Origin of the sequence: Saccharothrix sp. NPDC042600, from assembly GCF_040647305.1 — a bacterium.
Taxonomy (GTDB): Bacteria; Actinomycetota; Actinomycetes; order Mycobacteriales; family Pseudonocardiaceae; genus Actinosynnema; species Actinosynnema mutabilis.
Map to the genome: position 1 here is coordinate 58,302 of NZ_JBEZBW010000004.1, position 14,078 is coordinate 72,379.

Genomic DNA, 14,078 nt, shown 5'->3' on the forward strand with positions numbered 1-14,078 from the left:
GCCTCACTCCCAGTCGTGATCGGTGGCGCGCTCCCGGCGCAGCGCCAGGGCGGAGACGTCCAACACGCGTCCACTTCGGACGGTCACCTCCACGGGCGGCGGGTGCCCGAGGAACGCGACGAGGCTCGCGTACAGGCCGTACGCGCCGACGTTGGGCACGGCCAGCACGTCACCGGGCCGCGCGGCCACGACGTCCACGCCCCGGCCCCACGTGTCCAGCGGCGTGCACAGCGGCCCGGCGACGATCGCCCCGCGCAGGACCCCGGCGGGGTGATCCGCGTGCAGGTGCGGCACCATCGGCGGCAGCCGGCGCAACCCGGACATGCCGCCCAGGTGGTTGATCCCGGACTCCAGCACCAGCACGGGCGTGCCGTGCGAGACCTTGGCGTCCAGCACGCGGGTCAGCAGCCGGCCCGCCGTCGCGACCAGGTACCGGCCGGACTCGAACGCCACCCTCGGCCGCCCGTCCCGCCAGCCCGGGAACGCCGAGTCCAGCAGGTCGGCCACCCGCCCGGCCAACCCGGCGAACACGGGCAGGTCCCCGGCGCGGGCGAACGGCGCGCCGAACCCGCCGCCCAGGTCCAGCACCTCGACGTCCCACCCGCAGGCGTCGGCGAGCTTGCGCGCGGTCGTGGCGGCCTGCGTGAACTGGGCGACCAGGGCGTCCTCGTCGGTCAGGTTCGTGCCCATGTAGAGGTGGAACCCGGCGGGCGTGGCCGCGACCCGCGCGCCGAACAGCTCCGGCCGCGCCAGCACCCACTCGGCGTCGGCCCCGAACTGCGACGCCACCCCGGTCATGGTCAACCCCTGACCCGGCACCGGCGCGCTGTCGTTGACCCGCAGCAGGAACCGCGCGTCACCGGGGGAGAGCCGGTCGAGCTGGTCGATGGCGTGCGGCGAGTCCACCGAGAACCACCGCACCCCCAGCCGCAACGCGCCGGCGACCTCGGCGTCCCGCTTGCCCGGCCCGGTGTAGAGCACCTCTTGCGGCGAGAACCCCGCCGCCAGCGCCACGTCCAGCTCGCCGGGCGAGCACACCTCGGCGTGACAACCGGCCGCGCGCAGCGCCGCGACCACCAACGGGTGCGGGTTGGCCTTCAACGAGTAGTACAACCGGCTCGGCGACGGCAGCGCGGCGCGCAGCAACGCCGCCGAGCGGTCCACCTCGTCCAGGTCGTAGACGTACGCCGGGGTGGTCGTCACAGCGCCACCGCCAGCGCCCGCCGGTCGGTCTTGCCGTTGCGGGTCAACGGGATCTCCTCCACCGCCACGCACCGGCCGGGGACCTTGAACTCCTCCAGCTCGACCCGCAGCCCGGCCAGCACCGCCTCCGGCGCGACCTCGGCGACCACGAACAGCACCGCGCCCTCCCGGCCGTCGCCGGGCGGCAGCACGGCCGCCGACCGCACCCCCGGCACGCGGTGCGCGGCGGCCTCGACCTCGGTCGCGCTGACCCGGAAGCCGCGTTCCTTGTAGAGGTCGTCGCGGCGGCCGGAGAAGTACAGGTAGCCGTCGGCGTCCAGGTGCCCGTAGTCGCCGGTGTGCAACTGCGGGAACAGGCCCTCGACCCGCCGGAACCGCTGTGCCGTCAGCTCGGGCCGCCGCCAGTACCCGGCCATCACGTTCGGTCCGCGCACCACGATCTCGCCGACCTCGCCCGGCGGCAGCCGCCGGCCCTCGTCGTCCACGGTGAACACCTCGGTGCCCGGCAACGCCCGCCCGCACGCGCCCGGCCGGCGCAGGTCCTCGTCCGGCGGCATGATCGTGGCCCGTTTGCACTCGGTCAGCCCGAACATCAGCTGCACCCGCAGCCCCGGCACCCGGGACCGCAACCGCCGCAACGGTTCCTCCGGCATGGCCGCACCCGTGTTGGTCACCAGCCGCAGCGGCGGCGGCTGCGCGCCGGGCCGGGACAACAGCCGCGCCAGGCCCTTCGCCATCGCCGGCACCGCCGGCAGCACGGTCGCCCGGTGCGCCACCAGCTCCCGCAACAGCCGGGGCCCGGCGTCCTCCGCCGTCGCCAACCGCACGCACGCGCCCGACAGCACACCCAGGAACACCTGGTAGAGCCCGTAGTCGAAGGACAACGGCAACGCGCAGAACACCACGTCGTCGCGCCGGTAGGCCAACACCGACTGGATCGCGGTCGCCGCGAACACCACCTGGGCGTGCGTGGACACCACCGCCTTGGGCCGCCCGGTGCTGCCGGAGGTGTAGATCAGGCACACCGGGTCCACGGCCGGCACCGGCACCTCGACCTCCGCCTCGGCACCGGCCCGGACCTCGGCGCTCGTCACGGTCTTGACCCCGCGCCGCACGGCCGCCACCTGCGCGGCCGGGTCGTCGGTCACCAGCACGGCCGGTTCGCAGTCCTCCAGCACGTGCACCAGCGCCGCCACCGGCGTCCGCTCGTGCACCACGCTGAACACCGCGCCGGCCCGGGAGCACGCGAACAGCAGCGCCGGCACCACCGCGTCGGTCGGCACGCACACCACGACCCGGTCGCCGCGCCGCACGCCCGACCCGGCCAGCACCCCGGCCGCCCGCCGCGCCGCCGCGTCCAGCCCGGCGACCGTCACCGTCTCGTCGCCGCAGGTCAACGCCACCGCGTCGGGGTGGTCGGCCACCGCGCGGTCCAGCAGGTGGTGCAGCAGCGTCACGGCCCGCTCACCGCCCTCCGGAACAGCCCGGCCAGCGCGTCCACGTCCCGCAGGTCGCCGGTGGCCAGGTCGTCGGGGTCCAGCTCGACGTGCAGCGCCGCCTCGACCCGCTCGATCACGTCGACCAGCCGGAACGAGTTGAACCTCGGCAGCTCCCGCAGCGGCCCGGCCACCGCCGCCTGGTCCAGCTCCAGCACCGCGGCCAGCGCCCCGACCACCGCCGAGCGCACCGCCAGCTCCACCGCCAGGTCCCGGTCGGCCAGCAGCAGCTCGTGCACGCGGTCCACCAGCGCACCGGACATGCCGCCGCCGCGCTTCGCCCGCCGCATCGCCACATAGGTCTGGGCGGCCAACGTCAGCCACGCGGCGGCGCCTTCCGCCGCCCGGCCACCGTCGTCCACGCCGGCCCGGGCGAGCCACCGCGCGTGCAGGGCCCGGGTCCGCGCCACCAGCCACACGTCCAGCACCAGCGCGTCCCACCCGGCGGGCCGGTCGCCGTGCTCCCGCACCGCCTCGACGTACCGGTCCACGAAACCCAGCGCCCGCGCGGTCGCCACCAGCTCGGCGCCCACGTCCAGCGCCGGCACGGCCGACGCGGTCACTGCGAACGCCGACGACTTCGGCACCGCGGCGTCGAAGTCGGCCACCGCCATCCGCCACACGGCCGGCCGCGCGGACCCCCACGGCGTGTCGTTGTGGTAGGCGTCCACGAGGGTGCACGACTCGCTCACGGCCGTCAGCAGGAAGCTGTGTTCCATGTGCTTCTGCCCGAAGTAGGGCACCCACGGCATGGTGTGCGCGTCGCCCACCACGTACAGCGGCCCGTGCGCGGCGGCCAGGCGGCGCAGCGCCGGACCGTCCAGCCCGTCCTCGCGGACCGCCACGGCCAGCCCCAGCAGCCGGGACGCCTCGTCCAGCCGCCCGTCCAGCGGCACGTCCAGCGACGGCGGCCCGTCGGGCGGGAACGCGGGCGCGAACCGGGGCGCGGCCCCCAGCGCCACGTGCGTCCCCGCGCCGTGGTGGCGGTCGGCCAGGACCGCCAGGTTCGCCTGCAGGCAGTCCAGCTCGGCCGCGTGCACGCCGTCCAGCACCGGTGACCACGTCCGGTCCACGGTCTCGCTCGGCACGGTCACGACCATCACCCCACCCCCGTCAGATCGGCTTCGACCAGGCGCAACCCGGCGGTGGCGGCGGCCAGCGCGGCGTCGTCGGCGGCCAGGTCGCGCACCCGGCCGGCCAGCAGTTGGTCGTAGGCGGACAGGTCGAGCAGGCCGTGCCCGCTCACGCACACCAGCACCCCGCGCCGCGACCCGCGCGCCGCCCGCGCCGCGCCGGCCAGCGCGTGCCCGGACTCCGGCGCGGGCACGACCAGTTCGGACACCGCGAACCGGCGGCCCGCGTCCAGCGCCTCCCGCTGCCCCACCGCGACCGCGTCGATCGACCCGTGGTGGCGCATCGCGGACAGCAGCTTCGCCGCGCCGTGGAAGCGCAGCCCCGCCGAGTGCGACGCCGGGATGGGGAAGGAGCTGCCGATCGAGTACATCGCCTCCATCGGCCCGGACCCGGTCGCGTCGGTGTGGTCGTAGGCGTACACCCCGCGGGTCAGCTTGGGCGTGGCGCTGGACTCCACCGCCAGCAGCCGCGCCGCCTCCGCCTCGCCCGCGCGGTGGCGGGCGTGGAAGGGCAGCGCGACCCCGCCGAAGTTCGAGCCCGCGCCGACGCTGCCGACCACGGTGTCCACCTCGGCGTCCAGCGCCGCGAGCTGCTCGGCGGCCTCCAGCCCGATCACCGACTGGTGCAGGATGCTGTAGTTCTCGCCGCTGCCGATGCAGAACGCCCGACCCTCGCCGCCCCGCGCGTACTCCACCGCCTCGCCGATGGCCAGCGCCAGCGAGTTCCCGCCTTCCGCCAACGACGTCAGCCCGCTCGGGCTCGCGTGCACGGTCGCGCCGAGCAGCCGCATCAGACTGCCCCGGTAGGGTTTGTCCCGCAGGCTGCCGCCGACCATGAACACCGTGCACCGCAACCCGAACGCGGCGCACGCGGCGGCCAGCGCCGTGCCCCACTGGCCCGCGCCGGTCCCGGTGACGACCTCGCGGATCCCGGCCCGCTGGTAGTAGAACGCCTGCGCCAGCGCGGTGTTGAGCTTGTGGCTGCCGGAGATGTTCCCGCCCTCGTACTTCACGTACACCGGCACGCGGGCGTCGATCTCCTTCTCGAACGCCGTCGCCCGCCACAGCGGAGTGGGCCGGTACTTGCGGTACTGCGCCACGACTTCCTCGGGGATGTCCCACCACTCCCGCAGCGAAATGCTCTGCCGCACCAACTCCAACGGCAACCCCGTGCTCACCGGTCCCTCGGCGCGCTCGGGCGTGAGGTCCGGCGGCAGGTCGTAGCCGAGGTGCGGGAGGACACTGCGCCAGGCCTTCACCGGTGCTCCTCCACGGCCCGCAGCACCACGTCCACCAGGTCCGACACGACGGTGAACACCTTGCCGGTGAACAGGTCGTCGGGCAGTGTCACGTCCAGCTCGTCCTCCAGCCGCACCAGCATCCCCAGGAACCCCAGGGAGTTGATCCGCAGCACCGCGCCGTTGAGCGGCTCGTCGTCGGCGATGTCGGCGGGCGACAGCGACAGCCGGGACTCCCGGACCACCAGCCGTTTCACCGCCTCGGTCACCTCGTCGCGCCTGCTGTGCGTGGTCGTCACCGAGCCCCTCCCGTTCCCCGGACCGCACCCCGGCCGCGGATCGCCCAGCTGTGCGTGAGCAGCGCGGCCAACCCCACCGGGCCGCGCACGTGCAACCGGCCCGTGCTGATCGACAGCTCCGGGCCCAGGCCCATCGTCGGGCCGTCGTGCAGCCGCATCGACCCGTTGACCACCAGCGCGGCGGCGTCGGCCCCGCGCAGGAACCGGTCCACCACCACCGGGTCGGTCGCCGCCACGCCCTCGGTGTGCCGCGAGCCGTGCCGCCGGATGTGCTCCAGGGCGGCGTCCAGGTCCGGCACCGGGCGCACCCCGAACGACCGGTCCAGGAACTCGCGGCCGTCGTCGTGCCCGGCCAGCGGCACCACGCGCGGGTCCGCGGCCCGCAGCCGCGGGTCCAGGCGCAGCGTGAAGGCGTCCGGCCGGGCCACGAACCGCCGCACCAGCTCGTCGGCGACCTCGTCGTGCGCCAGCACCATCTCCAGGCTGTTGCACGCGGTCGGCTCGGTCAGCTTGGCGTCCAGCGCGATGTCCACGACCACGTCCAGGTCCGCGCTGCGGTCCACGTACAGGTGGTTCACCCCGCCGCCGCTGGCGATCACCGGGATGGCCGAGGTGGTGCGGCAGTGGTCCACCAGCGACGGGCCGCCGCGCGGGATCAGCGCGTCGATCGCGTCGTAGCGCTTGAGCAGCTCGCGCACCATGCGCCGGTCGGTCTCGGCCAGCACGTGCGCCATGCCCGGCAGCCCGGCGGCGGTCAGCGCCTCGCCGATCACCCCGCCCAGGGCGGCGTTGGTGGCCGCGATCTCCCCGCCACCGCGCAGGATCGCCACGTTGCCCACGGCGACCGGCAGCAACGCGCCCTCCACGGTCACGGTCGGCCGGGCTTCGTAGATCATCAGCACCACGCCCAGCGGTTTGGGCACCTTCCGCGCGGTGCAGCCGAGTTCGCCGGTGACGGGTTCGCCGACGGCGGTCACCGCGGGCAGCCACGACTTCACCCGCTCGGCCAGCCCCACCAGCACACCCAGGTGGTCCCGGGTCAGCCGCAACCGGTCCACCAGCGACTCCGGCAGCCCCTTGGCGGCCCCTCGCGCCACGTCCTCGGCGTTGGCGTCGAGCACCGCGTCCCAGTGCTTGCCCAGCCGCACGGCCAGTTCGTCGCAGTAGGCGGCGTACCGGTCGTCGCCCGGGGGAGGGGCCAGCGTGCGGGCCGCCGTCGCGGTCGCCAGGATCTCCTCGACGGTGCTCATCGCCCGCCCTCCCCACGGCCCAGGAACGCGCCGATCGCGTCGGTCAGCTCGGGCAGGTGCTCGGGGTCGAACACCTCGAAGTGGCTCGCGCGCAGGGTGCCGCGGTCGAGGTGCTCCGCGAGGGAATGCCAGCGCTCGGCCTCCGCCTGAGGCACGCCCTCGTCGGCGCACAGCAGCAACAGCACCCGGCCGGCGTAGGGCCGCTCGACCCGGTGCGCCGACAACGCCCGGACGTGCGCGTCGAACGTGCGCACCAGCCGGTCCACGGTGTCCGGCGCGGGCCGCGCCCCCAACTGCGCCACGATCACGTCCCGGATCGCCCCGTCGCGCTCCACAGTGGACAGCCACGGTTCCGGGGAGCTGTCCACCACCACCAGATCAGGTGTGGCGCCGCGCGCGGCGAGATCGGCGCACACCTCCCACGCCACCACCCCGCCCTGCGACCACCCGAACACCAGGTCCGGCACGATCCCGGCGTCGTCCAGGGTGGCCAGCACGGTCGCGGCCATGCCGGGGATGCTCTCCTCGGGCTCCTCGCCGGGCAGCAACCCGGTCGAGCGCACCGCGTACACGTTGTGCGTCTCGCCCAGGAACGACGCCAGCCGCAGGTACGGCCCCAGCCCGCCGCCCGCGCCCGGCACCATCACGCACACCGGCCGGTCCTTGCGGCGCACGAACGGGATCAGCCGGCCGGGCAGCGTGCCCGCGCTCACGGCCCGTCCTCGTCCCGCAGCCGGCGCACCAACGCGGCCAGCGCGGACACCGTCGGCACGCGGAAGAAGTCCGCCACCGGCACCGCCACGCCGTGGTCCTCCTCGACCCGGGCCAGCGCGGTGAACACGTTGAGCGAGTGCGCCCCGTACTCCAGCAGCGACCGGTCCGGCTCGACCTCCTCGACGTCGAGCACCTCGCACCACAGCGCGGCCAGGTCGCGTTCGAGGTCGTCGGCGTACTCGACCGGACCCGTGCTCTCCGGGGTCTTCTGCAGCCGGCCGGCCAGGTCGGCGAGCGCGGCGTGGTCGGTCTTGCCGGTGCCCGAGGTCGGAACCTTGTCCAGGTCGTGGATGCGCGTGGGCACCATGTAGGACGGCAGCGCGGCGGCGAGCCGGTCCCGGACTCGCCGGTGGTCGGCTCCACCCACGAGGAAGAGCACCAGTTCCCGGTCCGCGCCCGCCCCGACCGCGACGGTGACCGCCTGCCGGACGCCCGCGACGCCGTTGGCCACGGTGTCGATCTCGCCCAGCTCGACCCGGTAGCCCCGGATCTTGACCTGGGTGTCGCCGCGCCCGAGGAACACCAGCACGCCGTGCTCGTCCCGCACCACCAGGTCGCCCGTGCGGTACATGCGGCCGGCGCCGGCGAACCGGTCGGGCAGGAAGCCCTTCGCGGTCTTCTCCGGGTCGTTCAGGTAGCCCTCGGCCGGGCACAGGCCGCCCAGGTGCAGGTCACCCGGCACGCCCACGGGAGCCAGGTGGCCGGTCTGGTCCACCACGTACGCGGTGACACCGTGCAGCGGCAGCCCGATCGGGACGTGCGCGGGCCAGGTCGCCTGGGCGGCGGTGAGTCGGTGGGTGGTGACGGCGTGGGTCTCGGTCGGGCCGTAGAGGTTGACCAGGGCGCAGTGGGGGTGTGCGACGAAGAAGTCCCGGATCTCGTCGTCCACCATGAGCTGTTCGCCCGAGACGCAGACGTGCCGCAGGTGGGGGAAGCTCGTTCGCGCGTCCCTCGCGGCCTGCACGAAGGGCCGGAGGGCGGCGACCGGCAGGTAGATGTGGGTGACCTCGGTGGCGGCGACGTGGCGGACCAGGGCGGGGAAGTCCCGCCGGTCCACGCCGCCGCGCCCGACGACCGTGCCGCCGGCGGCCAGCGTGGGGACGATCTCCTGGAACGACACGTCGAAACCCAGCGGCGCGTACTGGAGGAACCGGGTCTCGCGGCCCTGGTCGAGGTAGCCGATCTGCCAGGCGGTGAGGTTGAGCAGCGGCCCGTGCCCCATCAGCACGCCCTTGGGCAGGCCGCTGGAGCCGGAGGTGAACATCAGGTAGGGCGCGGCCCCGGCCACCCCGCCCGGCACCTCGCCCGCCGCTGCGTTCTCGGTGCCGTGTGGGGCCGCCGGCACCACCTCGACCCCGGCCAGCTCCACGCCGCGGCCGACCACCAGTCGGCACTCGGCCTTGTCCGCCATGTACTTCAGGCGGTCGGCGGGCAGGGTCGGGTCCAGCGGCAGGAAGGTCGCGCCGCACATCAGGATCGCGAACATGGCGGTCGTGGTGTCGCACAGCGTCTCCGCCGCCAGCCCGACCACGTCGTGCGGCCGCACGCCCCGCGCCACCAGCTCACCGGCCAGCCGCTCGGCCCCGGCGACCAGCTCGGCGTAGGTCAGGCGCGCGCCGGGCTCCTCGATGGCGGGCGCGTCGGGGCTCGTGCGGGCGGTGTCGCGGACCCAGTCCACCAGGGTCGCCGCCGGGACGCGGCCCGGGTAGCCGTCGGTGCGCAGGGAGTCCACCCACGACGAGTCGGCGAACAGGTCCGCCACCGCGCGCGTCCCGTCCGCGACCGCCCGCCGCAGCGCGGTGCGCAGGGAGTCCAGCAGGCCGTCGGCCACGGCGGGCGCGATGAGCTGCCGGTCGTACTCCAGCTCCAGCAGCCAGCCGCCCCCGCGCGGGGTCGCGCCCAGCCACAGGTCGAACTTCGCGGTGTCGTTGCCGGGCTCCCGGACGTCCAGGACCGTGCTGCCCGGGGTGCCCTCGAACGTGTCCTGCATCGCCAGCATCGCCGAGAACAGCGGGTTGCGGTTGCTGGTGCGGTCCTGGCGCAGCAGCGCGACGAGCTGGTTGAACGTGACGCCCACGTTGGCGCGGCAGTGGTCCACGGCCGCGCGCGCCACCTCGCCCACGTGCTCGTCCACCGTCCGCGACCAGTCCACGTCCACCCGCACCGGCAGGGTGTTGACGAAGAACCCGCACAGGTCGTACGAACCGACCGTCCGGCGCGCGGTGAACGGGCTGCCCACCAGCACGCTGGTCACCCCGCCGTGCCGCGCCAGCACCGCCCCGTACACGGCGGTGAACAGCACGAACGGCGTCACGGACAGGCGTTTGCAGGTCTGGCGCAGCAACTCGTTGTCCCGCTCGGACAGCAACCACGACACTCGCGCGCCGGTGAAGTCGGTCTCGTGCGGCCGGTCCGGGCGGGGGCTGAGCACCAGCGGCGGCACGTCACGGAGGCGCTCGGCCCACGCCCGTGCGGCGTCCACAGTGGACTGTGCGGTGGCGGTGCGGTTCTGGGCGTTCAGCTCGCGCACGAAAGCGGTCTCGCGCGCGGCGGCCAGGTCCGTGGTCAGCTTGCCCGCCAACGCCGCTTCGAGGTCCCGCACCAGCGGACCCATCGACACCCCGTCACCGACCACGTGGTGCGCGCACAGGACGACCGCCGCCGCGGACCCGTCGGTGGCCCGCACGTAGCCGAACCGGTAGGCCGGGCCGGCGTGCAGGTCGAACGGCTCGCCGCCGAGCTTGGCCGCCAGCGCCGAGCACGCCGCGGCGTAGGCCGGGGCGGGGGAGTCGACGCGCTCCAGCGGCAGGGTCTCGCGCGTGGGCGGCGGGGTGAGGCGGGCGTGCAGCTCCGGCAGGGACAGGAACACCTGCCGCAGGCCCGGCTGCACCGCGACCAGCACGGTCAGCGCGTCCAGGACGGTGTCCGGCGGCAGCGACGGGTCCAGCTCGACGTGCATGAGCTGGTTGTAGATCTGCGCCGTGCTGACCCAGCCGTCCACGACCAGCAGCCCCTTCTGGGACTCGGTCAACGGCAGCGCGGCGAGCCCGGTGTCGGTGGTCATCAGGCGTCCGCCGCCGGTTGGCCGGCCATCTCCGCCAGCCACGCCTTGAGGTCGCCGATGGTGCGCAGGTCCACCATGCGGGTGGCGTCGATCTCGGTGTCGTCGTCGCCGGCCACCTCCACCGCGAGGCGCAGCAGCGACAGCGATTCCAGACCGGCGTCGAGCAGCGGGGTCGAGTCGTCGTAGGCCGCGGTCGCGTGCTTGGCGATGGCCGCGTCGAGATCCACTGGTGCGGTCGTCACGATGCTCCCCAGATCGTCCGTCCGTGCGCCGGCGTGGGGCCGGTCACACCATCCGGGAGCGATGGTTCACAGTGGCGATGCGCGGTCGATGTGCCCGTGATTCGCGGTCGATGTGCGCTTCGGGACCCCGCTGCGTCAGGGGCGCGGGTCGGCGGCGGCGCGTTTGCGGGCCGAGTAGGAACGGGCCTTCGCCCGGTTGCCGCACACGCGCATGGTGCACCAGCGGCGCGAGTGGTTGCGCGAGACGTCCCAGAACACCCAGCCGCACGTCTCGTCCGCGCACCGCTTGAGCCGCTGCGCCTGCCCGGTCACCGCCACCTCCGACCAGGCGATGGCCAGCACGCCCATCGCCTTGCGCGCGGCGGGCAGCGCGGGGTCGGGGCGCAGGCCGTGCCGGGGCGGCGGTCCCTGCGGGTCCGGGTCGGCGGACAGGAACACCAGCACCGGCAGGTCCCGCAGCACGGCGTTGGCCACGGCCAGCACGTGCGGGGACGACGGCCCGTCGCTGCCCAGCGCGTCCCGGACGCCGGCCCGCAGGTCCAGCAGCATCCGGTGCTCCTCGCGGGTCAAGGCCACCGGCCGGTCCACCAGCCCGCGCTCCAGCAACCACCCCGCCGCCTCGGGCGCGGAGGCCAGCACGTCGGTCTCGTCCTCCAGGTCCACGGTGTTCGCGAACGCGGCGACCAACTGCGCCTCGGGGGACGCCTCGATCATCGGCGACCTCCCTCGGTGCCCGGCTACGCCATTCGGTGGTTACTACGCGGTGTTGGCTACAGCATTGTCTGTCGCGGGCGTACTGTCCAGTCAACCCGGTAGCCGGTTAACCTCTGGGAGCCGAAACATGGCCGAGCAGACCAGGGCCGCAGACGCGCCGCCCGAGCATGGGGCGGCTGTGCAGGGGGCGTCCGAGCACGGGGCGGCTCAGCAGGGGGCGGCTCGGCAGGGGGCGGCCGACCCCAGTGGTCGCAACACCGCCGTCCTGGTGGGCTTCACCGCCGTCACGAACCTGACCGACGGCGTCACCAAGATCGCGTTCCCGCTGCTCGCGACGACCATCACCAGCTCACCCGCGCAGATCTCGGGCGTGGCGCTGACCCTGTGGCTGCCGTGGCTGTTGGCCGCGCTGCACGTGGGCGTCCTGGTGGACCGCGTGGACCGGCGCAAGCTGCTGTGGGCGGCGAACCTGGTCCGGATCGTCGTCGTGGCCGGCGTGCTGTGGACGGTCGTGCGCGACGCCGTGTCACTGCCCGTGCTGTACGGCGGTGGCCTGGCGCTGGGCGTCGCGGAGGTCGTCGCCCTGACCTCGGCGGCGGCCCTGGTCCCGGACGCCGTCCGGCCCGCCCACCGCGAGCGCGCCAACTCGTGGGTCGCCGGTGCGGAGACGGTGTGCAACGAGTTCGCCGGGCCGCTGGTCGGCGGTCTGCTGGTGGCCGCGAGCGCCACGCTGGCGTTCGGCACGTCGGTGGCCGGTTACCTGGTCGGCATCGTGATCCTGCTGGGCCTGGTCGGCACGTTCAAGGTCGCGCGCGCGTCGGACGAGCCCCGCGAGTCGGTCAACAAGCAGATCGCGGCCGGGCTGAAGTTCCTGTGGCACCAGCGGATGCTGCGCATGATGGCGTTGGTGCTGACGGTGCTGTGCGCGTGCTGGGGTGCGTGGTTCGGTCTGATGCCGTTGTACGCGACGAGTGTCATGGGCCTGGACGGTGCGGGGTACGGCGTGCTCATCAGCGCGATGGGCGTCGGCGGTGCCCTGGGCGCGTTCGTCACCACGACGCTGAACCGGTTGGTGGGTCGGCGGTGGGTGATGCTGGCCGACCTCGTCGGCACGCTCGCGATGGTGCTGGTGCCGGTGCTGTTCCCGTCGGTGTGGCTGGTCGCGGCGTCCGCGTTCGTCGGTGGGCTGGGCGGCACCCTGTGGACGGTGAACTCGCGAACCCTGAGCCAGGGCATCGTGCCCACCGAGATGATGGGCCGCTACAACGCCGCCGCCAGGTTGTTCAGCTGGGGCGCGATCCCGCTGGGGGCGGGGTTGGGCGGCCTGCTGGCGGAGTGGTTCGGCATGAAGGTCGCGTTCGCGGTCTTCGCGGTAGCGGTGTTCCTCTTGATCCCTTCGTTCCTGCACACGTTCACCACAAAAGCGCTGGCGGAAATCGAACCCCCCAAGGAATAACCGCCCGCGCGTCCCCCACGCCGTTCCCGGTCGCGCTTGCTGGCGCACGCGACCGGGAACGGCGCTTTGCTTCGGACGACGCGCTGCGCGCTCTCAAGCGAACGCGCTGCGCGCTCTCAAGATCAAAAGCGCCTCGCCGGCGGGCAGGCCGCCGGAGATGACCCAAAAGCAAAAGAAAAGGCGGGGGCTTCTTGCTTGTGCCATCTCCGCATGGCCTGGCGGAGCCAACCACACTTTTGGTCGGGGTGCCGCTAAATTTTTGCTCGTTCCTCACAAAAATTCGGCTGCACCCGACCAAAAGTGCGGTAGCCCTTCGGGCAGGCCATACGGAGATGACACAAGCAAGAAGCCCGGGTTGGGTCGTGACCTCACGAGGCGCTGAGCGTCCGGGGGACTCGGTCAGTTCTCGTGCACGAAAGTCCTGATCAGGGTCGCGACCCGGCTTGGTGTTTCGACCACGGGGGAGTGGCCCGCCTCCGCGATCGTCTCCACCCGCGCGCCCGCCGCCGTGTACCGCCGTGCCGAGCGCGCCCCGTAGAACCGGTCACGTTCGCCCAGCACCACCAGCGTTGGCAGCCCCAGGTTCCGGACTCGGGTGTCGAGTGGGTTCGCTGCGAGCCGCCGGCGGCGGTGGCTGAGCACGATCGGGAACATGCCCGCGTCCAGCGCCCGGTGGTCGTCGAGCGCCTGCCTCGCCAAGGCCGCCCCCACCCGGAAGCCGGGGGCCACCGCGTGTGCCGCCACCGCCCGGACCGCGAACGCGGGCGCGAAGCGGTGCAGGAGGGAACCCAGCACCGGCAGGGTCATCAGGAAGTCCCCGCGTGGGAAGGTCGCGTCCGAGTAGTCCGGTGCCTGCGCCACGACGACCACGCGCGCCACCCGGCCCGACGTCTCCGCCAGAGACAGCGCCACGTCCGCCCCGAACGAGTGCCCGACCGCCGTCACACCCGACAGGTCCAACCGGGCCAGCACCCCGGCCACCGCCCGCGCCTGCTCGTCGGCATCGGCCGCCGGACCACGGGTCATGCCGTGCCCCAACAGGTCCACCCGGACCACCCGGCACCCGGTCAGCAGCGGCACCACCCGGTCGAACCAGTGCAGGGAACCGCCGAACCCGTGCAGCAGCACCAACGGCGGACCGGCAGGCGGCCCGTCCACCCGGTAGTGGACCGACCGCCCTCCGACCGACGTGAACGACCCGGCCACCCG

12 protein-coding genes are annotated in these 14,078 nt (G+C 74.0%); 1 reads left to right on the top strand and 11 read right to left on the bottom strand.

Translation table 11 applies throughout. The annotated features are described in order from the left end of the window. Positions 1-3 precede the first annotated feature (3 nt). The 10 genes from AB0A74_RS04965 to AB0A74_RS05010 form a co-directional block, all read right to left on the bottom strand. Positions 4-1,203: a type III PLP-dependent enzyme gene (locus AB0A74_RS04965; RefSeq protein ID WP_358247571.1), complete on the bottom strand. Its 1,200-nt coding sequence runs from the start codon at positions 1,201-1,203 to the stop codon at positions 4-6. Then, entirely contained in the window at positions 1,200-2,660 is a 1,461-nt protein-coding gene (locus AB0A74_RS04970; protein WP_358247572.1) for a class I adenylate-forming enzyme family protein, read from the bottom strand. Before AB0A74_RS04970 ends, AB0A74_RS04965 begins: the two co-directional genes overlap by 4 nt. Beyond that, the gene (locus AB0A74_RS04975) at positions 2,657-3,793 is read right to left on the bottom strand and encodes a hypothetical protein (protein WP_358247573.1); all 1,137 of its coding nucleotides are present in this window, start codon (positions 3,791-3,793) and stop codon (positions 2,657-2,659) included. The genes AB0A74_RS04970 and AB0A74_RS04975 overlap by 4 nt, the downstream gene beginning before the upstream one ends. Positions 3,794-3,798: 5 nt before the next feature. Then, a complete protein-coding gene (locus tag AB0A74_RS04980; RefSeq protein WP_358247574.1) occupies positions 3,799-5,091 on the bottom strand; it encodes a TrpB-like pyridoxal phosphate-dependent enzyme in 1,293 nt (430 codons plus the stop codon). Further along, positions 5,088-5,369, bottom strand: a complete 282-nt coding sequence (locus AB0A74_RS04985) for a phosphopantetheine-binding protein (RefSeq protein ID WP_343938662.1) — start codon at positions 5,367-5,369, stop codon at positions 5,088-5,090. Before AB0A74_RS04985 ends, AB0A74_RS04980 begins: the two co-directional genes overlap by 4 nt. Continuing rightward, positions 5,366-6,619 (bottom strand): glutamate-5-semialdehyde dehydrogenase, encoded by a 1,254-nt coding sequence (locus AB0A74_RS04990; RefSeq protein ID WP_358247575.1) that lies wholly within the window; start codon positions 6,617-6,619, stop codon positions 5,366-5,368. The genes AB0A74_RS04985 and AB0A74_RS04990 overlap by 4 nt, the downstream gene beginning before the upstream one ends. After that, positions 6,616-7,332, bottom strand: a complete 717-nt coding sequence (locus AB0A74_RS04995; RefSeq protein WP_358247576.1) for a thioesterase domain-containing protein — start codon at positions 7,330-7,332, stop codon at positions 6,616-6,618. The genes AB0A74_RS04990 and AB0A74_RS04995 overlap by 4 nt, the downstream gene beginning before the upstream one ends. Further along, positions 7,329-10,457: an amino acid adenylation domain-containing protein gene (locus AB0A74_RS05000; protein ID WP_358247577.1), complete on the bottom strand. Its 3,129-nt coding sequence runs from the start codon at positions 10,455-10,457 to the stop codon at positions 7,329-7,331. The genes AB0A74_RS04995 and AB0A74_RS05000 overlap by 4 nt, the downstream gene beginning before the upstream one ends. Further along, positions 10,457-10,699, bottom strand: coding sequence for an acyl carrier protein (locus AB0A74_RS05005; RefSeq protein WP_358247578.1), 243 nt, complete (start codon positions 10,697-10,699; stop codon positions 10,457-10,459). Before AB0A74_RS05005 ends, AB0A74_RS05000 begins: the two co-directional genes overlap by 1 nt. 135 nt (positions 10,700-10,834) lie before the next feature. Continuing rightward, on the bottom strand, positions 10,835-11,413 hold the full coding sequence (locus tag AB0A74_RS05010) for a CGNR zinc finger domain-containing protein (protein ID WP_358247579.1): 579 nt from the start codon (positions 11,411-11,413) through the stop codon (positions 10,835-10,837). 127 nt (positions 11,414-11,540) lie between these two features. Here AB0A74_RS05010 and AB0A74_RS05015 point away from each other — a divergent pair, with 127 nt between their 5' ends. Further along, complete coding sequence (locus tag AB0A74_RS05015; RefSeq protein WP_358247580.1) at positions 11,541-12,869, top strand: MFS transporter; 1,329 nt, start codon at positions 11,541-11,543, stop codon at positions 12,867-12,869. Positions 12,870-13,268: 399 nt separating this feature from the next. Here the strand turns inward: AB0A74_RS05015 and AB0A74_RS05020 are convergent, their stop codons facing one another. Then, a complete protein-coding gene (locus tag AB0A74_RS05020) occupies positions 13,269-14,075 on the bottom strand; it encodes an alpha/beta hydrolase (RefSeq protein ID WP_358247581.1) in 807 nt (268 codons plus the stop codon). Positions 14,076-14,078 lie beyond the last annotated feature (3 nt).